This window comes from Massilia sp. Masssp93, assembly GCF_059491295.1.
This window is the reverse complement of the sequence record NZ_CP168502.1, coordinates 6,742,323-6,768,366: the sequence shown is the minus strand read 5'-3', so window position 1 is coordinate 6,768,366 and position 26,044 is coordinate 6,742,323. Positions and strand designations below refer to the sequence as shown.

The following is a 26,044-nucleotide window of genomic DNA, read 5'->3' as shown; positions in this document are numbered from 1 at the left end:
TGCGTTACTCTTCCAGCATCTTCAATGCGCTGGCGAGACTGGTGCGCATGCGGTTGAACGAGCGACCCAGGCCGCTGATCTCGTCGTTGCCCTTGACGTCGAATTCGTCGGCCTCGAACTTGCCCATGCTGACGTCGTCGGCGACGAAGGCCAGGCGCTTGATGCGGCGCGTGACGAACAGGTGCACCATCACGTTCAGCGCGATGAAGACGGCGACGAACACGCCGAACAGCGACAGCATGAAGGTCTTGAAGATCGAACTGGCGCGCGCGAGCGGCACGGCCATCGGCACCGAGATCACCTGCGCGCCCACCACTTCGTTCAGCTTCCAGCCGAAGCCGTTGTTCGGGCCGTAGATGTCGACCATCGTCTTCGGCGCGTCGGCGGCCGTCGTGTGGCAGCTCAGGCACACGGGGTCCTTGATCTGCAGCGGACGCGCGATGTACAGGCTGTGGCCCGTCGCGGTGTCGCGCTCGCCGACGAATTCCTTCATGTCCGGCTTGTTGCGCAGCGTCTGTATGACGTCGACCTCCCAGTCCGACGCCTTGTCGCGCAGGTTGGTCGGGTTCAGCGTCGCTTCCTTGTACGCGAAGTCGGGGTAGGACTTCAAGATCACGTTCAGGTTTTCGACGGCGGAATACGACGGCACCGACTGCGGGTGGAACTCGAATTTCATCTGGTTCTTCAGCAGCGGCTGGATCTGGCTGGCCGTGTAGCCGCGCACGCTCTTGGCCGCTTCCAGCAGCAGGCGAGCGTTCTGCAGGGTTTCCTCGCGCGCGCTCTGCTTGAGCAGGCGGTCCGCGACGACGCCGGCGGCGAGGAAGCCGACGGCAAAGATCGACACGAACACCAGGTTGAATTTGGCGGCGATCGAAAGTTTCATGATGTGTTCTCCTGATTGAATTCTGTGTGGTCCGGCGTCAGAACAGCGAACCGCTGGACGGCCGGACCGGGTGCAGCACCGGCTTCCAGTCGGGGCTCTGGCCGAGCGCGCGGTCGAGCTGCTTGCGGAAGTCGGGGTCGGACAGGCGCGGCCTGAAGCGCGCCACGAAGCGCCGGCGCGCCGGCAGCGTCGACGCCAGCCAGTCGTCGACGTCGGCGAAATCGGCCTCGCGCTCCTTCGAAGGCGGCACCTTGCCGGCGTTCTTCACGGCCGGCACCTGCGCCAGATGGTCGCGGAACGGCGCCGGCATCGCGCCCACGAAGGCGCGCGGCGGGCGGCCCGCGACCGGTTGCGGCTTGCCGGCGTCGACGCCGGCGTATTGTTCGGCGGGCAGCTTGAGCGCGGCGCCCGCCTTGCCTTTGTCGTCCACGCGCGCGACCTGCTGCTCGCCCTCTTCCGCGAACACGGCGTCCTGGCCGCCGCCCGCGTGCACGATCGTCGAACCGGATGCGAGCGCCACCTGCAGCGCGGGCGTGACGACGACCGCGCGGCGGCCCTTGGCGTACACCTTGATCCAGCCCTGCAGCAGCTCCATCTCGACGGCCGACGTGGCCGCGGGCGCGAGGTCCGCCACGAGCACGCGGCTGTGCGGGCCGAGCGCCACGATGGCATCCGCGCCCGCTTCGACCTGTGCCCCGGCGTCGCCGGTTTCGAGGATGTCGTCCTTCTGCACCGCGACGCCGCTGCCGGCCTTGTACACGGTCGCGCCGCGGATCAGGCGCAGCGGCTGGTCGGCCAGCGTCAGCACGGCGCGCGGCGCGGTTTGCGGCGCGGCTCGTACCCGCCCTGGCGGCGCGCCTTCGCCCGCGGGCTCCCCGGCCCGGACCACGACGGCCGCCAGCATCAGGCAGGCGAATAGAATACGGTTACGCATGACGTTCTCAATTGATCTTCACGAGCGCGCCTTCGATGGTCATCACCGCACCGGACTTCACCTGCATCATCGCGCCCGCCTTGATCTCCATGTTGGCGTCGGACTGCACCGCGATTTCCACGGACTTGATGGTGATCTTGGCCGGCTCGATCTTGATGCTGCTGCTCCCGACCTTCAGCTCGATCGAGGTATTCGCCTCGACGACGATCGTGTTGCCGACCTTGACGCTCTGGTTGTTGTCCACCTTGCGCGTCTCGTCGTTCTTGACGGTCGTCGTCAGGTTGTTGTCGATCGCGACCGTCTGGTCGTTCTTCACGTGCACCTTGCGGTCGTTGCCGACGTCGAGGCTCTGGTCGTTGGCGATCGCGATGGTCTGGTCGCCCTTGTCCTTCTTCTCGAAGCCGACCTTCAGCGTGTCGTTGTTCTTCACGACGCGATTGAAATCCTTCTCCGCCTGGACGAAGATTTCCTCGCTGTCCTTCTTGTCCTCGAAGCGGATCTCGTTGAAGCCGTTGCCACCCTTCGACGTGTTCGACTTGATGGTCGACTTGGTCTGGTCGTCCGGCAGCGTGTACGGCGGCAAGGCGTCGCTGTTGTAGACGCAGCCCGTCACGAGCGGGCGGTCCGGGTCGCCCTCGAGGAAGCTGACGACGACTTCCATGCCGATGCGCGGCACGAACATCATGCCCCAGCCCTTGCCGGCCCAGCCCTGCTGCACGCGCACCCAGCACGAGCTGGCTTCGTCCGCCTTGCCCAGGCGGTCCCAGTGGAACTGCACCTTGATGCGGCCGTATTTGTCGGTCCAGATCTCCTCGCCCGCCTTGCCGACCACCATCGCCGTCTGCGGTCCCTGCACGAACGGCTTGCGCGCCGTCGCCGGCGGACGGTAGCTGTGCTCCTTGCCGATCGCCTGGAAGCTGCAGCGGAAATCGAGGCCGGTGGCGGCGCCGTCCGAGCGGTAATCGATGCCCGTGATTTCCGTCTCGGCCGACGTGATCAGGAAGGCGCGGTTCTGGTCATCGCGCGGATGCTCGGCCAAGGTGAACAGCGCGCCCGTCGTCAGCCCGCGCGCATTGCCGCTCGCGTCGATCCGCTCGCCCTGCCCGTGCAGCACCTCCATGCGCGCACGCGCGAAGCCGTTGCCGGTGTCCATCACCTGGTAACGACCGGGGTAATCATAGTGTTCGTAACTCGCCTGCTCGAAGGGCGCGGGCACCGTCGACTTGACCAGCATGCCGCCGTTGATGCTCGCCGACGCCTTCTCGAAATCGAAGTCGCTCAGCGCCATCACGCTGGGCTGGATCTCGCCGCCCGGGTTGAGGAGCGTCACCGCCTCCTGCAGCGGATCGCGCCCCGCTTCCTCTTCGCGGAACGAGATGGTGTCGTAGCCGCTCACCGGGACGTGCGCGCCGTAGCCATCGGCCAGCACCATCGTGTGCTTGCCGTCCTCGTGCCTGAAGTAGAAATAGATGCCCTCTTCTTCCAGCAAACGGCAGACGAAATTGAAGTCGCTCTCGCGGTACTGGACGCAGTACTCGCGCACCGCCGGCGTGGCCGCCAGCATGCATTCGTCCACCTCGATCGCCACGCCGTACGCGCCGGTGACGGCCTTGACGATGTCGATCGCGCTCTTTTCCTGGAAGATGCGGCAGTTGGTGGCGCGCGTCAGCAACCACAGGCTCGGATGCACGGTCGCGAGATACGACGGTTTGCCGTCGCGCCAGCCCTGGTAGGAAAAGCGCGTGACGATGCCGTGGAAATGACGCTTCCCCCCTTGCGGCAGGTCGACGCTCACGGTCATGCCGGTGCCGAGGACCTTGGCGATCTTGATGTCGTCGAGCTCGGACGCGAGCTCGATGCGGAACTCCGACAGGCGGCCCAGCGCCTCGCTGCACTGCATGCGTTTGAACAGCAGCGTGTCGTCGCCGTAGACGGTCTTGACGGCGACTTCGCGGTTGGCTTGGGTAGGCAGGATGGGCATGCGCTGGCGGACTAGGTTAAGGAATCATGGTCTTGACGGTGCCGGCGTTCGTGAAGCCGATCACGCCGCCCCAGTTGCACATGCACTTGGAGACGTTGTCGAGCGCCGGCATGTTGGCGATGAGGACCGTGGGCGCGCCGGGCACCCATGGCGCGGACGTCGCCGGCACGCAAGGCATGGGCGTGAGCACGCCCAGCGCCGCGGCCGTGGCGGCGGCCACCGTCGGATTGGCCGGCGACTGGCACATCCCGAACGGCATGATGTTCACGAGCGGGATGTGGTCCATGATGTTGGCGGCGGGCGGCCCCTCGGCCAGCACCTTGTTCTTCGGCAGGACGACGAGCGACGACGGTGCGGCACCGAACGTGCAGGTCATCATCGCGCCCATGGAAACTTGGTTAGGCATCGTTTCGTTCCCGGATGATACCAGCCGGCTCAATACACCGACATGTTCCAGCCTCTTTTCTTGTGCTTGGTGGCGGCGTCGAACGTGGGGGCATTGTTGACTGCCATCTCACCCGTCGAGTGGGTCGCCTTGGTGAACTGCAGCCCGTAGCAGTCCTTGCCCAGCGCCGGATCCACCAGCCTGACGTAGAGGTGGAACGCGCCGACCAGGTTCGAGCACCGCACCGTAAAATGGTAGGGAACATCGAAGACGCCGCCTTCGGACTGATGCAGCCCGATTTCGACCGTCAGCGTCTCGGTCTTGGAATCGATGGCGGCCTTCAACTGCGTAAATTTGCTTTGCACCAGGGCTGCCGCCGAGGTGATGATGGTCGTCGCAACCGCCTTGGTGGCATAGTACTGGACCTCACTGTCGGGAAACTGACCATTCTTCGTGATCACCGGCAGCGATACCCAGTCGTTGTTAAATTTGAGCATATTGTTGTTCTCCTGGCTGAATCAAAGGTTCACTTAAAGAGTGCCGGCAAGGCATGGCCGATCCCGGCGAACGTAGTCCACTGACGTCGGTCAGTGGAACTGGTAAGAGAAATTGCCGGCTTCCGCCCCGACCTTTACGCCGCCGACAGGCTGGCCGTCCATCATCCGGTTGAGGAATGCGCGGCTCACGTCCGGCAGCATCGTGTTGGTCAGGATCGCATCGATCATGCGGCCGCCCGATTCGCTCTCGGTGCAGCGCGACACCACCAGCTTGACCACGTCCTCGCCGTACTCGAACGGAATCTTGTAGCGCGCCTCCACGCGCTTCTTGATGCGGTCCAGCTGCAGCTTGACGATCTTGCCCAGCATGTCGTCCGACAGCGGATAGTACGGGATCGTCACGAGGCGGCCCAGCAGCGCCGGCGGGAACACCTTCAGCAGCGGCGCGCGCAGGGCGGTCGCCATGCCTTCCGGGTCCGGCATCAGGTCCGGGTCCTTGCACAGGCCCGCGATCAGGTCCGTGCCCGCGTTCGTCGTCAGGATGATCAGGGTGTTCTTGAAATCGATGAAGCGGCCCTCGCCGTCTTCCATGAAGCCTTTGTCGAAGACCTGGAAGAACATCTCGTGCACGTCCGGGTGCGCCTTTTCCACTTCGTCGAGCAGCACCACCGAGTACGGCCGGCGGCGCACCGCCTCCGTCAGCACGCCGCCTTCGCCGTAGCCGACGTAGCCCGGCGGCGCGCCCTTCAAGGTCGACACCGTGTGCGCTTCCTGGTACTCGCTCATGTTGATGGTGATGAGGTTCTGCTCGCCGCCGTACAGTGCCTCGGCCAGCGCCAGCGCCGTCTCCGTCTTGCCGACGCCGGACGTACCGGCCAGCATGAACACGCCGATCGGCTTGTTCGGATTGTCCAGGCCCGCGCGCGACGTCTGGACGCGCTTGGCGATCATTTCCATCGCGTGGTCCTGGCCGATCACGCGCTGGCTCAGGGTGGAGGCGATGTTGAGGATCGTCTCCATCTCGTTCTTCGCCATGCGGCCGACGGGGATGCCGGTCCAGTCGCCGACGACGGCCGCCACGGCCTGGTAGTCGACGGTCGGCAGGATCAGCGGATTCTCGCCCTGCAGCGCGCTCAGTGTCGCCTGCACGGCCTGCAGCTGTTCCTTCAGCGCGGCGCGTTCCGCCTCGTTCTGCGCGGGTTCCGCCGCTGCCGTTTCGAGCTTCGACCCGGTGCCTTCGACCGGCTGTGCGCCGTCGCGCAACTGCGCGCGCAGGGACAGCAGCTCGTCGACCAGCGTGCGTTCCTCGTTCCAGCGCTGCTCCAGGCCCGCCAGGCGCTCCTTCTCGGCCGCCAGCGCAACCTCGGTCTCGTGGGCGCGGCCCGCCACCTCGATGCCGATCGCACCTTCGCGGCGGATGATCTCCATCTCCACGTTCAGCGCGTCGATGCGCTTGCGGCTGTCGTCCACCTCGGCCGGCGTCGCGTGCAGGCTCACGGCCACGCGCGCGCAGGCGGTGTCGATCAGGCTCACGGATTTGTCGGGCAGCTGGCGCGCCGGGATGTAGCGGTGCGACAGCCGCACGGCCGCCTCCAGCGCCTCGTCGAGGATCTGCACCTTGTGGTGTTTTTCCATCGTCGACGCCACGCCGCGCATCATGCGGATCGCGCGCTCTTCGCTCGGTTCGTCGACCTGGATGCTCTGGAAGCGGCGGGTCAGCGCCGGGTCCTTCTCGATGTGCTTCTTGTACTCGGCGAACGTGGTCGCGCCGATCGTGCGCAAGGTGCCGCGTGCCAGCGCGGGTTTCAGCAGGTTGGCCGCGTCGCCCGTGCCGGCAGCGCCGCCGGCGCCGACCAGCGTGTGGGTCTCGTCGATGAACAGGATGATCGGCTTCTCGCTGGCCTGCACTTCGTCGATGACGGAACGCAGGCGTTGCTCGAACTCGCCCTTCATGCTGGCGCCGGCCTGCAGCAGGCCGACGTCCAGTGCCAGCAGCTGCACTTCCTTCAGGCTCGGGGGCACGTCGCCGCGCGCGATGCGTTGTGCAAAACCTTCCACGACGGCCGTCTTGCCGACGCCCGCCTCGCCGATCATGATCGGGTTGTTCTGGCGGCGGCGCATGAGGATGTCGACCATCTGGCGGATCTCGTCGTCGCGGCCGACGATCGGGTCCATCTTGCCGCTTCGCGCCTGTTCCGTCAGGTCGACCGTGAATTTCTTGAGCGCTTCCTGCTTGCCCATCTGGGCCGGTGCCAGGGCGCCCGACGCCTCGCCCGGCGCGGCGGCCTGGAAGCCGTCGCTGGCCCCGAGCTTCGCTTCCACCGAATCCTTCAGCAGCGTGCCGAAGCGGTCGGACAGGTCGTCGGCCTTGACCCGCTCGAACTGGCGGCTGATCGCGTACAGCGCGTTGCGCAGGTTCGAGGTCTTGAGCATGCCGAACAACAGGTGGCCGCTGCGCACGGACGACTCGCCGAACATCAGCGTGCCGAACACCCATGCGCGTTCCACCGTCTCTTCCAGCTGCGACGACAGATCGGTCACCGAGGTGGCGCCGCGCGGCAGGCGGTCCAGCGCGGCCGTGACGTCGCGCGCCAGCACGGCGGCGTCCAGTTCGTAGTGGCGGATGATGCGGTGCAGGTCGGAGTCCTGCAACTGCAGGATCTGGTGCACCCAGTGGACCATCTCCACGTACGGGTTGCCGCGCAGCTTGCAGAACACCGTGCTGCTTTCGATCGCGCGGTAGCACAGCGAGTTAAGTTTTCCAAACAGTGCGACACGGGAGATTTCGGCCATGATCGGTTCTTTCGCGTGGGTCAGCCCGGACGGGCTGTCGGGTTGATCAAGAGTTGACGGGCATCGCGCGCGGCCGGGCCGCTCGCGAGATAAGTGGTCCAGCCGAGACGCCGCGCGCCCAGCTGCAGGGGTGGAACCTCGGGACGCTTGAGCACCAGGCGCACGTCCCAGTCGAGCACCGTGCCGGCATAGCTCTTCACCCAGTCGACCAGGCGCGTCATGCTGGCGCCGCCGGGCAGCATGCGCTCGTAATCGTCGTAGTCGACCGGGCCGATCACGAGGCGGAACTTGTGCTGGCAATCCCAGACCTTCTTGCCCAGCACGGCCGAGGTGCCGATCCGGTTGCCGCGGTCGTCCATGCCGATGCGGGTCTGGCCGTCGAGCGGGATCTTCATCCAGTGGCCGACGAACTGCTCGATCTCGACGGGCAGCTTGAAGTAGGCGCGCAGGATCGTCACGAGACCGGCGGCCGGGCGACGCTGGTTCGCCATCAGGCCGGCGAAGTGCAGCTTGGCGAAGTCGCCGATCTCGTCGCGCCCGCGCAGGCCCGGGGTGCCGATGCCGAACAGGCTGCCCACGTAGTCGGCGAAGCGGTCGCTGTCCGGGCGGTCCAGGCTGACGGCCGGATCGGCCGCGGCGCGGGCGCGATAGAACAGCGACACCATCCGGTGGTGGAACATGTCGAGGAACGCGACCATCGTGTGGTCGCCGTGGTTGCGGGCACGGTCGCGCGCATATTCCGTCAGGTGCAGCGGCAGCGGGCCGTTGGCGCCGAACATGCCGAAGAAATTCACGGCGAGGCGCGCCCTGGCGTCGCCGGTCGCCGGCTGGAATCCCGCCACGGCGCCGGGTTCGAAGCCCAGCGACGGGTCGCGGCCGAAGCGCACGGCGTCGTCGCGCGGACGCAGCGACGTGCCGATGCGCGGCTTGTCCGGATGGGCGTTCTCCAGCAGGCGCAGGGCCTGGAAGAAGTCCATGGCCGCTCCGGCTTCGCCCAGCTGGCGTTCGACGTCTACAGGATTGCGCATGCGCCCTCCGTTGCCGTCCAGCGCATGATCTCGCCGCGGCCGACGGTACGGACGACGGTCTCGGTGAACGAATTGATCGACACGTATTGCGCGAAAAAGTGGCTCAGCACACCGCCCAGCACGAAGGCGCCGGCGCCTTCGAACGCACCGTCGTCCATCGTCACCGTGATCTCCAGGCCGCGTCCGAACGTGATGGGCCCCGGCGCCGGCATGCGCCGCGTGATCGCTTGCGCCGCGACCGAGCGCACGCCTTCGACCTGGCGCTGGCTGGTGGCGTCGAGCGGATGGCAGTACAGCGCGAGCAGCTCGCGCAGCGCGCGCGCGCCCTGGTCCGGGTCGGTGTCCGCCAGCGACAGATAGTTCAGCGACAACTGGTTGATGAGGCGCCACGCCACGCCGCCCTCGGCGAACGAGGGGAACGGCTGGCTCGGTCCGCCCAGCACGCGCACCGACTGCACCGGCCCGCCCTGCTCGAGGATGAAATCGGTCTTGCCGACGCCGAGCGACATCGACAGCGGCAGGTCGCGGTTCGTGCACCACACGACGAGGCCGAGCTGGCGCAGGTTGTGGCGGTACGGCGCCTCCTGCGCGTCGACCAGCGTGATGAAGGTTTCGCTGCCGATGTACGAGGAGCGCGGTCCGCGCTGGCGCTGGCGCTGCGACAGCAGGCGCGGCTCGCGCCGGATCTGGTAGAACGCCTGGCCCGACAGGCTTGCCGCGCCCAGGTCGCGCGCGCTGTACAGCGGGTGGAATTCCTGTTCGGCGTCCGCACCGGTGCCGTAACCCGTCACGCTCTCGACCTGGTGCACCTCGAAGTCCATGGGACGGGTGCGGTCGGGCAGCACGTGGTATTCGAACTGGTCGCCGGACAGGTTGATGCGGTCGGCGCGGCGCTGGAACAAGTTCACCACGGGCGTGCAGTTCAGCGCGAAATTACTGTGGTCGAGCGCCTGTTCGAGGCGTGCGTCGCCGCGCGCCAGCAGCACGACGATCTCGAGTTCCTGCTCCGCGCAGGCGGCCACCGCGGCCTTCAGCCCGGTCAGCTCGACGAACAGGAAGCGCTGCGCGAACGCGAAGTATTCCTGCAGCAGGCGGTAGCCCTGGAAGCTGCGCTGGCCGCTGGGCAGCAGCGCGTCGTCCTCGGCGAAACCGCGCGGACGCAATGCCGCCTTGGGCAGCAGCGTGTGCTTGCCGGCCGGACGGCTGCCCGGCAGCACGAGCACCCCGAGGGCGGCGCCCAGCAGCTTTTCGTAGATCTGGCCGGGCATTTCGTCGCTGCCGCGCAGGTGCAGCGTGAGGCGGTCCAGCGCCAGCTTGGAAAACGGCGCGCCGTTGGTCGTGCGCAGGCGCAGGCGCAGGCCCGCCTTCACGTTCGCCGGCAATCTCGCCTCGACGCCGGCGATGGTGCCGCCGTGCGTGAAGAACTTCGCTTCGACCAGCTCGATCGGCCACAGGGTCAGGTCGTGCGCCGTGCGGTATTCGCAGGCGGTGGCGTCGTCCTTGCCGAGGACACTGCGCATGGCCGCGCCGCGCGCGATGCGATAGCCCACGTTCAGCGCCGGGTTGCCGAGGTCGGGCTGCAGCTGCACGATCGCCATCGACGGCGTCGGCGCCAGGAAGTGCGGGTAGACCAGCTCGGACAGGTGCTGGGTGAAGCGCGGGAACTCGGCGTCGATCTTCATCTGCACCCGCGCCGCCATGAAGGCGAAACCCTCCAGCAGGCGCTCGACGTACGGGTCGGCGCACTCGAAGCCTTCCAGCCCGAGGCGGCCGGCGATCTTGGGATACTGGACCGCGAATTCGCCGCCCATCTCGCGCAGGTGCTGCAACTCCTGGCTGTAGTAGCGAAGCAGGCGTGGATTGGTCATGACCGTGCGCCGGAAAATTCGGTGAGGCTGACCTGGGCCAGATCGAGATCCAGCTCGGTCTTGAGGAACAGGCGCTCGGGATAGGGCTGGGCCCACATGTCGGCCTGGATCTCGAACATGATCTTGCTGATCGACTCCTGCTGCGGCGTGACTTTCACCGACACGGACGAGCGGATCAGGCGCGGCTCGAAATCCCAGATGGCCTGGCGGATCGCGCGTTCCAGGTCGGCCGCGTTCATGTTCGCCAGCGACGCACCGGACATGTCGGGCATGCCGTAATTCAGGACGGTGTTCGCCAGGTGCGGCAGGCGCGGCACGTCGCTGACGGACAGCAGGTTGGTCGTGTTCAGCAACCACGCAAGGTCGCGCAGCACGCCTTCGCGCAGGCCGCGCACCGACAGCACGCGCCGTTCGCGCGACTCGACCTCCTGGTCGGGTTCATCGTCGGTGAGGCGGTCGAGCAGCGAAGGTTGCAGGCGCTCGCGCGGTGCCAGTTCAGCCATGGTCGAGGGCAGCGTCGTCGTCGTGCAGGTCGAATTCGATCAGGCGCGCGTCCATCAGCGGATAATCGGCCTCGCCGCTCGTGAACATGCGCTGGCCGACCGGATGCTCGCCGGTCCACTCGGTCGCGCGCGCCAGCTTGAGCGCGTCGGCCGCGTCGGTGCTGCCCGGGTAGCGGGTCGGGATCAGGCCGACGGTCTGGGCGCCGTTGGACCACGTGAACGTCGCGGCCGTCCACACGGCGTCGCGCAGGTCGGCCGGCGGCTCGATCTCGATGCGCGCGATGCGCATGAACGGCACCCACACGTAGCGGCCGTTGACGATCGCTTCCAGCACGGGGCCGAGGCGCCCGTCGGCGTCGGCCAGCCAGTCGAACGGCTGGTCGTCGATGCGGCCGGGCGACGCGGGCGCGGCGTCGAACGCGTCGGCGCGCAGCTTGCCGGCCGCGGCGGGGTCGGTGGCGTCCAGCTTCAGCGCTTCGGCCAGCTGGGCCATCCAGGGCTGCGGCTCGCCGAAGATCACGGGATCGCGGCGGCCGGCAAAGATCTCGGCGCGCAGGGCCTCGCACTGGATCGCCTCGCGATAGGTCTGCACCATCGGCAGCGCGCCGGCATCCAGTTCGCCCGCCACGTTCAGCTGCGTCAGGGCGCGGTTCCACTGGCCCAGCACGCACAGGAGCTGGAACAGGAACACGCGCTGTTTGGGGTCGGCGCTGTTCTTGCGCACCGCATCCTGCAACGCGGCGAGCGCGCCGGCCAGGTCTCCATCACGAATCAGCTGTTGCGCAAGCATTCGAACGCTCCCATCCAAAAAAAATTTTTACCTGCCTTACGGTGGCTCGCCAAACCGCAGCGCGCGGCAGATCCAGCCGGGAAGCGCAGGCTGAATCTGCAACGCGCAGCAGGTTTGGCGACGCTCCTTACACAGCAGCGTTTTCGGCGATGTTCCAGGCGAAGGTCTTGTCGCCGGCCACGGTGCCCTTGCTGTCCTGCGGCGTGTAGGCGAAGGTCACCTTGCCGAAGTTCAGGGTGACGTTTTCGGTCAGGCGATCTTCGCCGCCGCTGCCGCCGGTCGACAGCGAGGTGACCAGGACTTCTTCCATCGTGATCAAGAGGTACTTCTGCTGGCCTTCGCCGGCTTTACGCACCATCAGCACGCACTTCTCGATGTGCGTGCCCTTGGCCAGGGCGGTCATCAGCGCATTCGACGAGCTGTCGATGTACTTGGTGAACGAGATGTCCTGGAAGTTGGCCTTGCCGGCGCCGCCGCCACCACCCATGTGGGTCGTGCCGGACTGGCTCATGCCCCAGCTCCACGCCAGGATGTCGATGTCGCCCTTCGGACCCTGGACCTTGTCGCGCGACTCGCCCTTGATCTTGTCGCCCATGTTGATGAACATATCCAATGCCATGTCTTTTCTCCTTGTGTGCCGTTGCTGTGCGCGCGGGCGGTGGTTGAACTTCCGAATGCGCGCGGACCGGGTCCGCGCGGGACTTCAAAAAACGGTCAGCCCTTTGCCGACGGCAGCTTCGACACGAGGCGCAGCGACACGGTCAGGCCTTCGAGCTGGTAGTGCGGACGCAGGAAGAACTTGGACGTGTAGTAGCCCGGATTGCCTTCGACTTCTTCCAGCACCACTTCGGCCGCGGCCAGCGGTTTCTGGGCCTTGGTCGTTTCGCTCGAGCTGCCCGGATCGCCGTCCACGTACTGCATGATCCACTTGGTCAGCCAGCGTTCCATCTCGTCGCGTTCCTTGAACGAGCCGAGCTTGTCGCGCACGATGCACTTGAGGTAGTGGGCGAAGCGGCAGGTCGCGAACAGGTACGGCAGGCGCGCGGCCAGCGCGGCGTTGGCGCTGGCGTCCGGATCGTCGTACTCGGCCGGCTTGTGCAGCGACTGCGCGCCGATGAAGGCGGCGAAGTCCGTGTTCTTCTTGTGCACCAGCGGCATGAAGCCGTTGGCGGCCAGCTCCGCCTCGCGGCGGTCCGAGATCGCGATCTCGGTCGGGCACTGCATGTCGACGCCGCCGTCGTCGGTCGGGAAGGCATGCACCGGCAGGCCTTCGACCGCGCCGCCGGACTCGATGCCGCGGATGCGCGAGCACCAGCCGTATTCCTTGAACGAGCGGTTGATGTTGACGGCCATCGCGTAGGACGAGTTGGCCCACGTGTAGTTCTTGCTGCTCGGCGCGCTGGTGTCTTCCTCGAAGTCGAATTCCTCGACCGGGTTGCTCTTGGCGCCGTACGGCTGGCGCGCCAGGAAGCGCGGCATGGTCAGGCCGACGTAGCGCGAATCCTCGGACTCGCGGAACGAACGCCATGCGGCGTGTTCCGGGGTCTGGAAGATCTTCGTCAGGTCGCGCGGATTGGCCAGCTCGTTCCACGATTCCATCAGCATGACGGACGGCGCGGCGGCCGAGATGAACGGCGCGTGCGCGGCGGCGGCGACCTTGGCCATCGACGACAGCAGCTCGACGTCAGGCGCGCTGTTGTCGAAGTAGTAGTCGGCCACGATGGAACCGAACGGCTCGCCGCCGAACTGGCCGAATTCTTCCTCGTACATCTTCTTGAAGATCGGGCTCTGGTCCCAGGCGGTGCCCTTGAATTTCTTGAGGGTCTTGGCCAGGTCGTTCTTCGAGATGTTCATCACGCGGATCTTGAGCATCTCGTCGGTTTCGGTGTTGTTCACCAGGTAGTGCAGGCCGCGCCAGGCGCTTTCGACTTTCTGGAACTCCTCGGTGTGCATGATCAGGTTGATCTGCTCCGTCAGCTTCTTGTCGAGCGCGGCGATCAGGCTCTGGATCGTGCCCAGCACGTCGCCGGAGATCAGGCTGGTGCCGGCCAGCGCCTGCTCGGCCAGGGTGCGCACGGCGACTTCGACCGATTCCTTGGCCTTGTCGGATTGCGGCTTGAATTCTTTCTGCAGCAGCGAGCTGAAGTCGCTCATCTCGAGCGTACCGGACTCCTGCTGGGTTTGTGCGAGGGATTCGGACATGCCGTTCTCCTGTTCTCTCGTTCGTTATTCGGTGGGCTTCGGTGCGGACGTCAGCGCCTGCATCAGGGCCGGTTCGGCCAGCAGCTTGGAGATCAGCTCTTCCGCGCCGGTCTTGCCGTCCATGTAGGTCATCAGGTTGGCCAGCTGGCCGCGCGCCTCGAGCAGCTTGTTCAGCGAATCCACCTTGCGCGCGATCGCGGCCGGGGTGAAGTCGTCCATGCTCTCGAAGGTCATGTCGACGGCCAGGTTGCCCTCGCCCGTCAGCGTGTTCGGCACCTGGACGGCGACGCGCGGCTTCATGGCTTTCAGGCGCTCGTCGAAGTTGTCGACGTCGATCTCGAGGAACTTGCGCTCCGCGACCGGCGCCAGCGGCTCGGCGCTCTGGCCCGACAGGTCGGCCAGGACGCCCATCACGAACGGCAGCTGCACCTTCTTCTCGGCGCCGTACACTTCGACGTCGTACTCGATCTGCACGCGCGGCGCGCGATTGCGTGCGATGAATTTCTGGCTACTTTCTTTGCCCACGGTTTACTCCTCCTTGATTGAACTGCCGGCCTGCTGGATTCAATAATCGTCCGATCCGTTCGACTCGCCCGGCTGCGGTCCGCGGATCACGTTCAGCTGCTGCATGCTGTCCGGCGCGAGGTTCTCCATGACTTCCATGAAGCTCATCGGCGCCAGGCGCTTGGCCCGCTCCAGCAGCATCGGCACGGGGCTCGACGGCTCGTAGCGCTGGTAGTAGGCGAGAATCTTGTCGATCATGCGGATCACGTCGGCGCGGCTGGCCACGTCGCCCGTGATGGCCGCGGCACGCGGCGCGGCCGTGCCGCCGCCCTGCTGCTCGCCGTCGGCGTCGGACGATGCGTCGGCCGGCACGTCCTGCGCGGCGCCGGCGCGGCTGGCCAGCAGGTCGGCCATGCGCCGCAACTGGCGCGTCAGCGGGCCGAGGGTCAGCGCCTGCGCGCTGCCCACGTGGCGCACGAGGGCGGCCTCCAGGTTGGTCACGCTGTTCAGCGACCCGTTGACGGCGGCGGTGGCGGCCTGCATGGCTTCCTCGGACACGTCGGCCAGCGCCGCTTCGATCGAATCCGGGGTCAGCGCGGTCTGCCCGTCCGGCACCGGCGCCTCGCCGTTCGCCTGCTCCAGCACGCGCAGCGTCAGGGCGCCCAGGCCGGGCAGCATGACGAAGGCGGTCTCGCGCAGGTCGCGCAGGATGGTCGCGGGGTCGGTCAGCTGGGCCAGGGAATTGATGCGGAGCAGGGGGTCATTGTCGTCGTCCGGATCGAGCTCGGGGTGGACGCTGTCCCAGCGCTCTTCGACGAGGCGTTCGAGCAGGCGCACGCCGTCGGCGAAACCGGGCATCGCGTGCAGCGCCAGCAGCGCACGCACGAGCGGCATCGCCACGCGCAGGTCACGCGTGCGGGCGAACAGGTCGAGGGCCTGTTTCTTGACTTGCTTCCATTCGGGGGGGACGGCGGGGACGATGGTGTCCCCATACTGGACTTCAGGCTTGCCGAGCGCACTCTGCTCGAGCTCCATGAATGCGGGGTCGTACTCGAGATTCGGCCCGCACGGGGCGGCCTCCTCCAAATCCTCGAGCAGGACATCGACGTCGACAATACTCATGATTGTGCGCGTTCTTACTAGTTTTAGGACGGATTTCGAACTCATCGTCACGGCATCGAGTGCCGCGCGCGGTTTCATAATTAATAGCTTTTTTTCATGGAGATATTGCTCCACGAACCGCGCACTATACGCCATTTAACGGCCCCATCGTTAGCACGAGGCGTAATTTTTTTTACACTAATGTTTGTGCAAAAAGGTTGACAACAGTTTCAGGACGCGCTCGTTTTCGGTACTGCCGAGCCGAGGCGACGACGTCGATAGCGCCTGATGGAACGATGGCAGTAATATATTTACACGCACCGGGCAGCCCGCTCCAGCGCGCGCGCCAGGTCATCCACGCCGGCACGCAGGACGTCGGGCGTGAACGCGGAAAAGCCCAGCAGCAGCCCGGGCGCGACGGCGCACTCGGCACCGGCGGCCGGATTCCGGTAATAGCCCAGCGTGCGCACGTCGACGCCGAGTTCGCGCGCGTGCTGCGCGACGGTCTCCTCGTCGAGCTTTTCCGTTTCCATGAAGTGCACGCACAAGTCGAGGCCCGCGTCGGACGGCCCCTGGCGCAGCCGGCCCGCGAGGCGCGCGTCGAGCGCATCGACGAGGGCCTGCCGGCGCTCGCCGTACGCGTCGCGCGTGCGGCGGATGTGGCGCGCGAAGTGGCCGCCGGCGATGAAGTCGGCCAGGGTCGCCTGCGCCACGATGGGACTGTGGCGGTCGACGACGGCCTTGGCCCGCGCCAGCGCGGCGGCCAGCGCCGGCGGTGCCACCACGTAGCCCAGGCGCAGCGCGGGGAACAGCACCTTCGACAAGGTGCCCACGTAGATCACGCAGCCCGCGCGATCGAGGCCTTGCAGCGACGCGAGCGGCGGGCCCGTATGGCGGTATTCGCTGTCGTAGTCGTCCTCGACGATCCACGCGCGGTTCGCCTCGGCCCAGCGCAGCAGTTCGAGGCGGCGCCGCAGGCTCATGGTCACGCCCAGCGGCAGTTGATGCGACGGCGTCGCGAAGGCCAGGCGCGCATCCGGATAGTGCCGGGCCGCGTAGGCCACGTCCATGCCCTCGGCATCGACTGGGACCGGGCAGACGCGCGCGCCCGCCACCGTGAACGGCGCCACCGCGCCCTGGTAGCCGGGCGATTCGATCCACATCGATTCGCCCGGCGCGAGCAGCAACTGGGCCAGCAGATACAAGGCCTGCTGCGAGCCGGACGTGATCACGATCTGGTCCGCCGTGCACTGCACGCCGCGCGACGCCTTCAGATAGGCGCACAGCAGCTCGCGCAGCGGCGCGTGGCCGGCGGCGCCGGCGTAGCCCAGGCTGGCCGTCGAATGGCGCCAGTGGCGCGCCTCGAGCCGGCGCCAGACGTCGAACGGGAACAGGTCCAGGCCCGGCATGCTGGCGCGGAAGGCGCGCAGCGGCCCCGCGTGGTGCAGCACGCGCGCCATGCCGCCGGCGATGAGTTCCCCGCGCGGCGACAGCGGGCGCACCATCGTCGCCGCGGCGGCGTCGCAGCGGGCGCCGGCCGGCAGCGACGCGCTGACGAAGGTGCCCTTCCCGACCGTGCCCTCGAGGTAGCCTTCCGCCATCAGCTGCTCGTACGCGGCCAGCACGGTCTGGCGCGACACGCGCAGCAAGCCGCACAGCGTGCGCGTAGCCGGCAGGCGCACGCCGGCGCCGATGCGCCCGCTCAGGATCGCGGCCTTCAGGTGGACGTACAACTGGCGGAACAGCGGCGTGGCGGCATCGCGGTCGAGCGCGGCGGCGGCGAGGATGTCGTGGACGTGCACGGCGGCGTCATCGTGATTGGTACGCCCATCTTCGCGATAATTGGTCATTTGAGCAAGCCACCTGGCACCCTAAGATGGAGACTCGTTCACACACGGGGATACGATGAAACGATTCGAAGCCACCCTGGCCTGGCAGCGCGGCGACCAGGCTTTCACCGACCAGCGCTACAGCCGCGCGCACCGCTGGACCTTCGACGGCGGCCTGGACGTGCCCGCCTCGTCCTCGCCGCAGTCCGTGCCCGTGCCGCTGTCCGATCCGGCCGCCGTCGATCCGGAGGAAGCGCTCGTCGCGGCCGCCGCCAGCTGCCACATGCTGTTCTTTTTGTCGCTGGCGGCCGCGCGCGGCTACGTCGTCGAACGCTACGACGACCACGCCGTCGGCACGCTCGACCTCGACGCCGGCGGCCGCATGGCCTTCACGCGCATCCTGCTGCGCCCGGCCATCGCGTTCGGCGGCGCGCGCCAGCCCGACCGCGCCGCGCTGGCCGAGCTGCACCACGAGGCGCACGCGCGCTGCTACATCGCCAATTCGCTGAAGGGAGACATCGTCGTGGAGGGATTCGAATAATGTACGTGCCGACGCATTTCACGGCCGGCTCGCAAGCCGACATGCTGGCGCTCATCGCCGCGCACCCGCTGGGCGCGCTGGTGCGTGCCGGTGACGGCGGCTTGCAGGCCGACCACATCCCGTTCGAGCTGGCGCCGCCGTCCGACGCCGCGCCGCATGGCCTGCTGCGCGCCCACGTGGCGCGCGCGAATCCCCTCTGGCAAGCGGATGGCGCGCCGGTGCTCGTGCTGTTCCAGGGTGCATCCCGCTATGTGTCGCCGCTGCTGTACGACCTGGAGGCAGCCGGCGGCCGCGCCGTGCCGACGTGGAATTACGCCGTCGTGCATGCGCATGGGCGGTTGCGCGCGATCGAGGACCCGGCCTGGGTCCTGGGCCAGATGACGCGGATGACGCGACGTCACGAAGATGCCCGCGCCGGCTGGCAGGTGGAGGATGCGCCGCGCGACTACATCGACAAGCTCGTGCGGACGACCGTCGGCATCGAGATCGTCATCGAGCGGCTGGAAGCGAAGTTCAAGCTGAGCCAGAACCGCAGTGCCGGGGACCGGGCACGGGTGCTGCAGGCAATGGAATAACACCAACGCCGCGCGGACGGGCGCGGCGCTGGTGTGCCTCGCTACACCTCAGGCAGGCATCACTTGCCGGACGTCGTGCCCGACTTGGCCATCGGCATTTGCTCGGCCGATTTCAGGTGTTGTGCGACCACCGGCTCGGTCTTCTCGACCAGGGCCTTCAGTTCCGGGTCCTTGGCCTTTTTGGCCGCGGCCATCAGCTTGGCGTGGACGGCCTTGTGGTCCTGCACGCCGGCCTGCTTCATGTACGCCTTGTCGAAGGCGTCGCCGCTCATCTTTTCCAGCTTGGCGGCCATGGCCTTGTGCTTGGCGTCCGGCTCGGTCGGCAAGGTCACGCCGCGTGCCTGGGCCAGGGCCTTCACGTCGTTCAGGTTCGACGTGTGATCGTCGATCATCTGCTGCGCGAACGACTTCACGTCGCCGTTCTGGCTCTTGCTCTGGGCCAGCTTGCCGCCTTCGACTTCGGCCATGTCGGCCATCGCCATATCCTTGAGAATTTTTTTGTCGGACGCGCTCAGCTTGGCGCCGGTGCCCGCCGCCGACTGGCCGGCGCCGCTGGCGCCCATGCTCGGGCTGGCGGCGCTGTGGCCGGCCATGCCCGAGGAACCCATGCCGTTCGTCTGCTTGACGCGGTTTTCCATGCCGGTGCTGTTGCTGTTGTCGATGGTGCCTTCGCGGGTGGTCTTGCCGGACGTGTTCTGCTTGCCGACGCTGCTGGTGCCGGTCTGGCTCGGGGTCTGGCTGACCGCCGTCTGCGCCTGCACGCCGACGGCGCTGAACATGGCTGCCACTGCCGCGACGGCCAGCAGTGCTTGCAACGTTTTATTCTTCTGCATTTTGCTCTCCTGAACTCTGTTATGAAGTTGGCGCCTGGCGGGGACAAGCCGTGCGCAAGCTCGTATTCAAATGACAACGGCCGGCACAGTGTATCGCCGTGTTTTCTTGAACAGCGCGCGTTAGCCAACAGGAAAGTTTTATCGATATGCGAAGAACGGGCGACCGTCAGCGGAAGCTCAGCGCCCCCGTCAGGTCGCCCGGCGGACGCGCCCCGCGCGCCGCGAACGCCGCGTTGCGCGCGGCCAGGCCTTCCAGCAGCGGCAGCCCGTGCAGGCGCGAAATGAAGCGCAGGATCGACGTCGTGTCGTAGAAATTGTGGTCGACCGCGCCCCTCTTCGCGAACGGCGAGACGACGATGGCCGGAATGCGCGAACCCGGCCCCCAGCGGTCGCCCTTCGGCGGCGCCACGTGGTCCCACCAGCCGCCGTTCTCGTCGAAGGCGATGACGATGACCATGTCCTTCCACTGCGGCGACTTCTTGAGGTGCTCGATCACGTTGGCCACGTGGGCGTCGCCGGATTCGACGTCCGAGTAGCCTGCGTGCAGGTTCAGGTTCCCCTGCGGCTTGTAGAACGTCACGGCCGGGAGCTTGCCGGCGATGGCGTCGGCGATGAACCGGTTCGAGATCGGGCTGTCGCCCAGGCCGCCGTCGCGCAGGTGCGCGGCGCGCGCCGCGGTGCCGGGTCCGAACTGCCTGAAGTAATTGAAGGGCTGGTGGTGGAACTGGAAGTTCGGACGCTCGCCTTCGCCGCGGCCGTCCAGCGCCGCCTGCCAGGCGCCCGCATACCACGCCCAGCCGATACCCCGTTCGGACAGCAGGTCGCCGATCGTTCGATACGTCTGCGGCGGCAGCACGGCGGGGTCGTGCGGATCGGCCAGTTGCGCGTCGCCGCCCGGCGCCGGCCGCACCCAGCTCGGCTGGTACGGCGGCGCCATCGTGTTGACCGCGTAGCCGTCCGGCGTGATGGCGCCGTTGTTGACGAATGTCGGTTTGCCGTCCAGCGCCGACCTGGGCGAATCCGGCGCGGTCGCCAGGCGATATCCCGTCGGACCGTCGTCCAGCACGGCGATCTTCGCCGCGGCCGGGGTGGATGCGGCATCAAAGAATTCGGGCACGCGGCCGCTGATCAGGAACTGATGGTTCAGGTAGGAGCCGCCGAACGCGCCCATGAAGAAGTTGTCGCACAGCGTGAACTCGCGCGCGATCTGCCACAGGCCCAGGGTCTTCGACGTCTCGCCGTAACGCCCCATCGTCAGCGCGCCGCTGTCGGCCCAGGCGACGAAGCCGTCGTTCCTGCCGCCGTTGATCTGCATCTGGTTCTGGTAGAACAGATGCCACAGGTCGCGCGTGACGATCCCTTCCGGCAACGGCTTGCCGGCGGCATCCGCCAGCTTGAACGGCGCGTTCGGCAGATGCCGGATGTCGTCTTCCTTGATGAGGTAATCCTTGCCGCCCAGGTTCTGGCGCGCCGGCACCATGCCGCCCCAGATCTTCGGCAGTTCCGGCAGGACGCTGCCGTCGCGGTCCTTCTGCAGGACGGCGCTGGCGGGCAGCGCGGACAGCGGCTGCGCGAGGCCGGGGAAGTCGGCGAACAGGTTGTTGAAGCTGCGGTTTTCCAGGTAGATCACGACGACGTTTTTCACGTGCGCCTTGAGCTTGGCGTCCAGCGACCCGGCGACGGGTTTTGCACGCCGGGCCGGCTTCGCCTCGCTGGCCGGCGCCACCGACGCGCCCAGGCCCACGGCCGCCGCGGCCTGGAAGATGCGGCGGCGCGCCGGACTGGCGGGCCGGTCGTCCGCGTTGCGATCCTGGTCGTCGTCGTGATCCTGCATGGCGTTCTCCTGTCGCGGCCACCCGGCCGTAAAGCAACGATTATCTTTTCTTTTTGCCACTAGGAAAAGAAAAAAGTCCGTCAATACAGGCGCTTACAACTCCTTAACGCCGATTTACCCGGGTTTAACGGCGCTTAACACGCCGGCGCCTCAGAATTCCATGAACGAATCGACGAAAGGATCACCATGAAACGCACCGCGCTCGCCGTCTCCGGCGCCCTCTTCCTGGCCTGCGCGCCTTTCGTGCACGCCACGGAGCCGGAGGCGCCGGCCGCTCCGGCCGCGCGCCCGGCGCTCAAGCTGCCGCAGGCCGAAGTGGAACGCCTGCTGGAGGCCTATGCGATGATCAAGCGGAACTACGTCGGCCCAACCGACGACAGGACACTGTTCGACGGCGCCCTGTCCGGCATGCTGGCCGCGCTCGACGCCCACTCGCGCTATCTGGACAAGGACGCCATGCGCGACGTCGGCCGCGAGAACAGCGGCCAGTACGTGGGCATCGGCGTCGAGGTCGAAGGCAACCGCGACCGGTTGCGCGTCGTCGCCGCCACCGAGGGCAGCCCGGCCGAACGGGCCGGCATCCGGGCCGGCGACGTGATCGTCGCCGTGGACAACGCCCCCGTCTCCGGCATGTCGAACGACGACGTCGCCCGGCGCATGCATGGCGCGCCGGGGACGGTCGTCGCCATCGGCGTCGCGCGCCGCAACAAGATCGAGACGCTGCGCATCACGCGCGCCGACCTGCACAACGACACGGTGCACGTGCGCATGGCGGCGCCCGGCCTGGCCTGGATCCGCGTCGCGGAATTCGGCGGCGCCACGGCGGCCGACCTGGCGGCGGCCCTGAAAAAGCTGGACGGCAAGGACGCGCCGCGCGGCCTGATCCTGGACCTGCGCAACGATCCGGGCGGCCTGGTGTCGTCCGGCGTGGCCATCGCCGGCGCCTTCCTGCAGCCGGGCACCGTGTTGTTCTCGGCGCGCGGGCGCGAGCCGGGCGCCAACGCCACCGTCACCGTCGACGCGCGCTACTACCGCGCACCCGGCCAGCCCGACGTGCTGGCCGGCCTGCCCGCCTGGACCCGCACCGTGCCGCTGGCGGTGCTCGTGAACGGCGCGTCCGCCTCGGCGGCCGAACTGGTCACGGGCGCCCTGCAGGACCAGCACCGCGCCACCGTGATCGGCACGCGCACGTTCGGCAAGGGCTCGATCCAGTCCGTCATTCCGCTGACCGAGGACAGCGGCATCAAGTTCACGGTGGCGCGCTATTTCACGCCGGACGGCCACGAGATCCAGGCGCGCGGCATCACGCCCGACATCGTCGCGGCGCCCGCCGCGGCGGCCGACGACGACCTGCTGCTGCGCGAGACGGACCTCGCCCGGCACCTGCCCGCGACCCAGCCGCCGGACGCCGGCGCGCAGGCGCCGCGCGAACCGTCGGAATCCACGCGCACGTTCGGCACGCGCGCCGACACGGCCCTGCGGACCGCGGTGGCCGTCCTCACGCCCGAGGACAGGCGCACGTCCACGCTCGCCGGCCTGCTGCGCCGCTGGGGCGGCGCGCTGCCGGCAGGGACCGCGGGCGGCAGCGTCGTGGCGACCGGCGCGCCGTAACGGTGCCGTCACCGTGCGGTCACACGGACGTCAAACCGGCGTCATATTCGGCCGTCAGAATACGCATCGCTCCTGGGAAAAAGGGCACAAGGCGGCAAGGCCGCCCTACCGGCGCCGGCGGTCGGGAAACATACCGGCACCAAATTCCATGGTTCGTCGCTCCCTGTACATCTCGCGAGGTATGGGGAGCGGCGTTTTGGCGCATCATCACGGGATCGCCCACGATAGGAGTTGACGTTGGATTCGCACCTCAAGACCCTGCTCGACGAACTGGCCGCCTTCGGCGCGGCGCACGACGGCGATCCCGCCAACGGCGCCACGCGCATGCTCAACATCACGCCGGACACCGGCGCGTTCCTCGCCGTGCTGGCCAAGGCGACGGGCGCGCGCCGCATCCTCGAGATCGGCACGTCGAACGGCTATTCCACGCTGTGGCTGGCCGATGCCGTGGCGGACGTCGGCGGGGCCGTCACGACGATCGAACTGGCCCACGGCAAGATCGACATGGCGCGCGCCAATTTTGCGCGCGCGGGGCTGGACACCCGCATCACGCTGCTGGAAGGCGACGCCGGCGCGATGCTGGCCAGCCTGTTCGACGCCTCGTTCGAGCTGCTGTTCCTCGATTCGAACCGCAGCGCCTACCTGGACTGGTGGCCCGACATCCGCCGCGTGCTGCGTCCCGGCGGCCTGCTCGTCGTCGACAACGCGACGTCGCACGCTCAAGAGATGGCCGCATTCACGGCGGCCGTGCGCGCCGATCGCGCCTTCACGGCGAGCCTGGTCCCGGTCGGGAAAGGCGAATTCCTGGCCGTGAAGGCGTAAGGGCCCGCCCCGCCCCGCTCAGAAGCGCGCCTTGTCGCGCAGCCGGTTCTTGACGTGCCGGCGCGCGCGCGGCATCGCAGCGAGCGCGCGCGCCGCCAGCACACCCTCGATGAAGCCGAGCAGCCCCGCCTCCTGCGGCACCCGCTCGCGCAACCGGGCGACCAGCGTGCGCGCGACGAAGGCATCGTTGATCTCGCCCAGCTCGTCCTGCATGCCGCTCAGGAGGTCATGGCGCCTGGTCGCCTTGCGGTCGTGCGACAGCGCGGCGAAGAACTCGCGCGCATAACGCTCCTTCTTGGCCGCGATCCGCACCTTGTGCAGGCATTCCGGCCGTTCGAGGTCGAAGCCGCGGGCGCGCTTGCGCACGCGCGCGCTGGCGTGCTGCACCAGCCGCGGCGCGGCCTTCGCGATCTTTTGCTCGAGCGGGTCGGTCGGCACGGTCGTGTGGTGCCAGCCCTTGCCCGCGATCCAGCCGCCCAGCGCCAGCATCAGCGTCGTGTAGCGCGGGCTGCCGACGGCCGAGCGCACGCGTGCCCGATGGCGCCCGGCCTCTTCGCGCGCCGCCGCCTCCACGCGCGCCAGTGCCGCTTTCTGTTCTTCCGTCAGCGGCAGGCCGGGCAGTACGGATTCGAGGAACACATCCCAGTTGCGGGCGTCGCCCAGTTCGCCCGCGAGCCATTCGATGTCGGCGGCCAGCGGGTCCGGCAGGTGCACGAGGGTCCGCACCATCGCCTGGGCCGCGCGCAGGCGGCGCAGGCCCACGCGCATCTGGTGCAGGCTTTCGACGTCGCCCGCCAGCACGCCCGCCTCGTTGGCCTGCATCTGCTGCAGGCAGTTGAGCAGGATGCCGCCGAGGGCGTCGCCCAGCGTGGCCTTGCGCTTCAGCGGCACCGGCGTGGCCTTGACGGCATGCGCCTTGTCCTCGGTCGCCAGCGCATAGCCGCGTTCGGCCTTGCTGACGTTCTCGATGCGGACCGGCGTCGCCTCGTGCACCCGGCGCGCCAGATCGTACAGGCAGGCCGGGTCGCCGTCCTTGACTTCGAGTTCCAGCTCGCGCACCTGCGTCGTGCGTTCGCCGCGCTGCAATTCGCCGACGTCCAGCGCGCACTCGACGTGCGTGCCGTCCGGCAGGGCGAGCATCCACGTCGTGCGCTTCGTGCGGTTGACGAACACCGGCTCGGCGGCCAGCGCCTGGCCGTCCAGGCTGCGCGCCAGGTCGGGCAACGCTTCGCGTAATTGCTTGTCGAACAGGTCGTGGTCGGGCGTCCCGGACGGGATCTCGGCCTCCAGCTCGGTGCGCCGGTGCAGGCCGGCCACGGCACTGCCGCCGCCCTTCAGGGTCTGCACATGGCGCTCGCCGGCGCTGCGCACGCGCAGGGCGAAGCCGTGCTTCCACAGGTCGAAACCGCCGGTGTCGAAATAACGGTCGACGTGCTCCTCTTCGCGCGGCTTGGACACCGCGTGCTCGCGCAGCACGGCGGACTTCCTGAGCTGCGCGGCGCCGCCCGCGTCCACGGCCAGTTTGATTTCACACTCCATGATGGCTCCTCTCGCGACATCCTCCCACTGTAGCGCATCCCCGCGCCCGCGCGCGCCGCCATCCCGCCGTAATGATTCTTCGCGTCATCCATATGCGACTCTGCACGGCACGTACCCGCGCCGCGTCAAGGCCGTGCGCATGCACGACTGATGCAGAGCAGGCCGGCGCCGGTCGCGTACCGCTACCGTACATGGGCTGCGCCGGCATTCATGCAACCGGCATCACCAAGGAGACAGTCATGGCACGGTTCGGTGTCGAAGCGATCCGCTATTTCAGCCACGCGCGCGCGGCGCACGTGGACACGGCGGGCGACCTCACGTACACATTCAATCGAAGTAATGGCCTGGACAATAAACTGCGCGGCGCCGGCCACACACGCGCGTTCTACTGGGCCAATACGGATGTCTGGGAGAGCGACATCCGCGACAGCGACCAGGGCGGCGACGACCGCCACTGGGCCGACGACGTCGACCTGTTCTGGATCGAGACCCACGGCAACCACGACGACGGCGGCCACGCCGTGCTGCTGTACGACACGCCCGTCACCGAGTGGTATGCCAACTCCGCGCGCTGGCAGCTGGGCGAGGACTGGAACAACGAATGGGTGATGGCCTATTCCTGCGACACGGCCGCGCTGCCCACCGTCACCGGCCTGTGGAACATCTTCGCGCGCATGCACATCTATTGCGGCGCGTGGGACCTGATGTGGGACGGCATCACGACGGACGAATGCGGCGACGACGTGGGCGACAACCTCGTCCACGGCGACACCGTGTCGCATGCCTGGCACGACGGGGTCTCGGACTGGTGGGTCGACAACCACCCGATCACCGTCTGCGTGGGCGACGCCGCCACCTGGAACGAGGGCGCCATCCGCTGGGAGCTCAGCGCCATCAACCGCGATCACCTGTGGGGCCACGGCACCGTGACCCCGGACCTGGCGCCTGCCCAGCAGGCCTGCCTGCTGTGGTACTGGACGGAGGGCTGAAC

General features: G+C 67.7%; 23 protein-coding genes. 5 read left to right on the top strand and 18 right to left on the bottom strand.

Annotation, left to right across the window (positions count from 1 at the left end; translation table 11 throughout):
• Window positions 1-4 precede the first annotated feature (4 nt).
• The 15 genes from ACEN9Q_RS28430 to pdxR form a co-directional block, all read right to left on the bottom strand.
• Window positions 5-883 (bottom strand): c-type heme family protein, encoded by an 879-nt coding sequence (locus ACEN9Q_RS28430; RefSeq protein ID WP_056448754.1) that lies wholly within the window; start codon window positions 881-883, stop codon window positions 5-7.
• Window positions 884-920: 37 nt separating this feature from the next.
• Entirely contained in the window at window positions 921-1,817 is an 897-nt protein-coding gene (locus ACEN9Q_RS28425; RefSeq protein ID WP_495626804.1) for a hypothetical protein, read from the bottom strand.
• Between the two features lie 7 nt (window positions 1,818-1,824).
• Entirely contained in the window at window positions 1,825-3,798 is a 1,974-nt protein-coding gene (locus ACEN9Q_RS28420) for a type VI secretion system Vgr family protein (protein ID WP_495626803.1), read from the bottom strand.
• 16 nt (window positions 3,799-3,814) lie between these two features.
• Window positions 3,815-4,204: a DUF4280 domain-containing protein gene (locus ACEN9Q_RS28415; protein WP_056448763.1), complete on the bottom strand. Its 390-nt coding sequence runs from the start codon at window positions 4,202-4,204 to the stop codon at window positions 3,815-3,817.
• Window positions 4,205-4,233: 29 nt separating this feature from the next.
• Window positions 4,234-4,680 (bottom strand): hypothetical protein, encoded by a 447-nt coding sequence (locus tag ACEN9Q_RS28410; protein WP_495626802.1) that lies wholly within the window; start codon window positions 4,678-4,680, stop codon window positions 4,234-4,236.
• Window positions 4,681-4,770: 90 nt separating this feature from the next.
• Window positions 4,771-7,473, bottom strand: a complete 2,703-nt coding sequence (gene tssH / locus ACEN9Q_RS28405; RefSeq protein WP_495626801.1) for a type VI secretion system ATPase TssH — start codon at window positions 7,471-7,473, stop codon at window positions 4,771-4,773.
• A gap of 20 nt (window positions 7,474-7,493) precedes the next feature.
• Window positions 7,494-8,501, bottom strand: coding sequence for a type VI secretion system baseplate subunit TssG (gene tssG / locus ACEN9Q_RS28400; RefSeq protein ID WP_056448770.1), 1,008 nt, complete (start codon window positions 8,499-8,501; stop codon window positions 7,494-7,496).
• The gene (gene tssF / locus ACEN9Q_RS28395) at window positions 8,486-10,369 is read right to left on the bottom strand and encodes a type VI secretion system baseplate subunit TssF (RefSeq protein ID WP_495626800.1); all 1,884 of its coding nucleotides are present in this window, start codon (window positions 10,367-10,369) and stop codon (window positions 8,486-8,488) included. Before tssF ends, tssG begins: the two co-directional genes overlap by 16 nt.
• Window positions 10,366-10,872, bottom strand: coding sequence for a type VI secretion system baseplate subunit TssE (tssE, locus tag ACEN9Q_RS28390; protein WP_495626799.1), 507 nt, complete (start codon window positions 10,870-10,872; stop codon window positions 10,366-10,368). The genes tssF and tssE overlap by 4 nt, the downstream gene beginning before the upstream one ends.
• Window positions 10,865-11,662: a type VI secretion system accessory protein TagJ gene (locus tag ACEN9Q_RS28385; protein WP_495626798.1), complete on the bottom strand. Its 798-nt coding sequence runs from the start codon at window positions 11,660-11,662 to the stop codon at window positions 10,865-10,867. The genes tssE and ACEN9Q_RS28385 overlap by 8 nt, the downstream gene beginning before the upstream one ends.
• Before the next feature lie 127 nt (window positions 11,663-11,789).
• Entirely contained in the window at window positions 11,790-12,281 is a 492-nt protein-coding gene (locus ACEN9Q_RS28380; RefSeq protein WP_056448782.1) for an Hcp family type VI secretion system effector, read from the bottom strand.
• A 95-nt stretch (window positions 12,282-12,376) separates the two neighbouring features.
• A complete protein-coding gene (gene tssC, locus ACEN9Q_RS28375) occupies window positions 12,377-13,864 on the bottom strand; it encodes a type VI secretion system contractile sheath large subunit (protein WP_056448785.1) in 1,488 nt (495 codons plus the stop codon).
• A 24-nt stretch (window positions 13,865-13,888) separates the two neighbouring features.
• A complete protein-coding gene (tssB, locus tag ACEN9Q_RS28370) occupies window positions 13,889-14,389 on the bottom strand; it encodes a type VI secretion system contractile sheath small subunit (RefSeq protein WP_056448788.1) in 501 nt (166 codons plus the stop codon).
• Between the two features lie 39 nt (window positions 14,390-14,428).
• Window positions 14,429-15,490 carry a type VI secretion system protein TssA gene (gene tssA, locus ACEN9Q_RS28365; RefSeq protein WP_495626797.1) on the bottom strand — a complete coding sequence of 354 codons (1,062 nt, stop codon included), beginning with the start codon at window positions 15,488-15,490 and terminating at the stop codon, window positions 14,429-14,431.
• Between the two features lie 290 nt (window positions 15,491-15,780).
• Complete coding sequence (pdxR, locus tag ACEN9Q_RS28360; protein ID WP_495626796.1) at window positions 15,781-17,319, bottom strand: MocR-like pyridoxine biosynthesis transcription factor PdxR; 1,539 nt, start codon at window positions 17,317-17,319, stop codon at window positions 15,781-15,783.
• A gap of 55 nt (window positions 17,320-17,374) precedes the next feature.
• Here pdxR and ACEN9Q_RS28355 point away from each other — a divergent pair, with 55 nt between their 5' ends.
• A complete protein-coding gene (locus ACEN9Q_RS28355) occupies window positions 17,375-17,839 on the top strand; it encodes an OsmC family protein (protein ID WP_495626795.1) in 465 nt (154 codons plus the stop codon).
• Window positions 17,839-18,414: an FMN-binding negative transcriptional regulator gene (locus ACEN9Q_RS28350; protein ID WP_495626794.1), complete on the top strand. Its 576-nt coding sequence runs from the start codon at window positions 17,839-17,841 to the stop codon at window positions 18,412-18,414. Before ACEN9Q_RS28355 ends, ACEN9Q_RS28350 begins: the two co-directional genes overlap by 1 nt.
• Before the next feature lie 59 nt (window positions 18,415-18,473).
• Here the strand turns inward: ACEN9Q_RS28350 and ACEN9Q_RS28345 are convergent, their stop codons facing one another.
• Together ACEN9Q_RS28345 and ACEN9Q_RS28340 are read right to left on the bottom strand one after the other, a co-directional pair.
• Window positions 18,474-19,247: a DUF4142 domain-containing protein gene (locus ACEN9Q_RS28345; protein ID WP_495626793.1), complete on the bottom strand. Its 774-nt coding sequence runs from the start codon at window positions 19,245-19,247 to the stop codon at window positions 18,474-18,476.
• Between the two features lie 166 nt (window positions 19,248-19,413).
• The gene (locus tag ACEN9Q_RS28340) at window positions 19,414-21,081 is read right to left on the bottom strand and encodes an acid phosphatase (protein ID WP_495626792.1); all 1,668 of its coding nucleotides are present in this window, start codon (window positions 21,079-21,081) and stop codon (window positions 19,414-19,416) included.
• Window positions 21,082-21,267: 186 nt separating this feature from the next.
• On the opposite strand from ACEN9Q_RS28340, the gene ACEN9Q_RS28335 reads away from it, so the two are divergent.
• Entirely contained in the window at window positions 21,268-22,692 is a 1,425-nt protein-coding gene (locus ACEN9Q_RS28335; protein WP_495626791.1) for a S41 family peptidase, read from the top strand.
• A 237-nt stretch (window positions 22,693-22,929) separates the two neighbouring features.
• Complete coding sequence (locus ACEN9Q_RS28330) at window positions 22,930-23,514, top strand: O-methyltransferase (protein ID WP_495626790.1); 585 nt, start codon at window positions 22,930-22,932, stop codon at window positions 23,512-23,514.
• Window positions 23,515-23,532: 18 nt separating this feature from the next.
• On the opposite strand, the gene ACEN9Q_RS28325 is transcribed toward ACEN9Q_RS28330, so the two are convergent.
• The gene (locus ACEN9Q_RS28325; RefSeq protein ID WP_495626789.1) at window positions 23,533-25,053 is read right to left on the bottom strand and encodes a CYTH and CHAD domain-containing protein; all 1,521 of its coding nucleotides are present in this window, start codon (window positions 25,051-25,053) and stop codon (window positions 23,533-23,535) included.
• A 239-nt stretch (window positions 25,054-25,292) separates the two neighbouring features.
• Between ACEN9Q_RS28325 and ACEN9Q_RS28320 the strand changes: the two genes are divergently transcribed.
• Window positions 25,293-26,042 (top strand): DUF6345 domain-containing protein, encoded by a 750-nt coding sequence (locus ACEN9Q_RS28320; RefSeq protein WP_495626788.1) that lies wholly within the window; start codon window positions 25,293-25,295, stop codon window positions 26,040-26,042.
• The last annotated feature ends 2 nt before the right edge of the window (window positions 26,043-26,044 follow it).

Bases quoted from the DNA above. Each gene is read 5' to 3' on its own strand.
- ACEN9Q_RS28380 (WP_056448782.1), bottom strand. From the start codon at position 12,281: ATGGCATTGGATATGTTCATCAACATGGGCGACAAGATCAAGGGCGAG.
- ACEN9Q_RS28425 (WP_495626804.1), bottom strand. From the start codon at position 1,817: ATGCGTAACCGTATTCTATTCGCCTGCCTGATGCTGGCGGCCGTCGTG.
- ACEN9Q_RS28340 (WP_495626792.1), bottom strand. From the start codon at position 21,081: ATGCAGGATCACGACGACGACCAGGATCGCAACGCGGACGACCGGCCC.
- pdxR (WP_495626796.1), bottom strand. From the start codon at position 17,319: ATGACCAATTATCGCGAAGATGGGCGTACCAATCACGATGACGCCGCC.
- tssE (WP_495626799.1), bottom strand. From the start codon at position 10,872: ATGGCTGAACTGGCACCGCGCGAGCGCCTGCAACCTTCGCTGCTCGAC.
- ACEN9Q_RS28350 (WP_495626794.1), top strand. From the start codon at position 17,839: ATGTACGTGCCGACGCATTTCACGGCCGGCTCGCAAGCCGACATGCTG.
- tssH (WP_495626801.1), bottom strand. From the start codon at position 7,473: ATGGCCGAAATCTCCCGTGTCGCACTGTTTGGAAAACTTAACTCGCTG.
- ACEN9Q_RS28385 (WP_495626798.1), bottom strand. From the start codon at position 11,662: ATGCTTGCGCAACAGCTGATTCGTGATGGAGACCTGGCCGGCGCGCTC.
- ACEN9Q_RS28415 (WP_056448763.1), bottom strand. From the start codon at position 4,204: ATGCCTAACCAAGTTTCCATGGGCGCGATGATGACCTGCACGTTCGGT.
- tssA (WP_495626797.1), bottom strand. From the start codon at position 15,490: ATGAGTATTGTCGACGTCGATGTCCTGCTCGAGGATTTGGAGGAGGCC.
- ACEN9Q_RS28320 (WP_495626788.1), top strand. From the start codon at position 25,293: ATGGCACGGTTCGGTGTCGAAGCGATCCGCTATTTCAGCCACGCGCGC.
- tssC (WP_056448785.1), bottom strand. From the start codon at position 13,864: ATGTCCGAATCCCTCGCACAAACCCAGCAGGAGTCCGGTACGCTCGAG.
- ACEN9Q_RS28430 (WP_056448754.1), bottom strand. From the start codon at position 883: ATGAAACTTTCGATCGCCGCCAAATTCAACCTGGTGTTCGTGTCGATC.
- ACEN9Q_RS28355 (WP_495626795.1), top strand. From the start codon at position 17,375: ATGAAACGATTCGAAGCCACCCTGGCCTGGCAGCGCGGCGACCAGGCT.
- tssF (WP_495626800.1), bottom strand. From the start codon at position 10,369: ATGACCAATCCACGCCTGCTTCGCTACTACAGCCAGGAGTTGCAGCAC.
- ACEN9Q_RS28345 (WP_495626793.1), bottom strand. From the start codon at position 19,247: ATGCAGAAGAATAAAACGTTGCAAGCACTGCTGGCCGTCGCGGCAGTG.
- tssG (WP_056448770.1), bottom strand. From the start codon at position 8,501: ATGCGCAATCCTGTAGACGTCGAACGCCAGCTGGGCGAAGCCGGAGCG.
- ACEN9Q_RS28325 (WP_495626789.1), bottom strand. From the start codon at position 25,053: ATGGAGTGTGAAATCAAACTGGCCGTGGACGCGGGCGGCGCCGCGCAG.
- ACEN9Q_RS28335 (WP_495626791.1), top strand. From the start codon at position 21,268: ATGAAACGCACCGCGCTCGCCGTCTCCGGCGCCCTCTTCCTGGCCTGC.
- ACEN9Q_RS28410 (WP_495626802.1), bottom strand. From the start codon at position 4,680: ATGCTCAAATTTAACAACGACTGGGTATCGCTGCCGGTGATCACGAAG.
- ACEN9Q_RS28420 (WP_495626803.1), bottom strand. From the start codon at position 3,798: ATGCCCATCCTGCCTACCCAAGCCAACCGCGAAGTCGCCGTCAAGACC.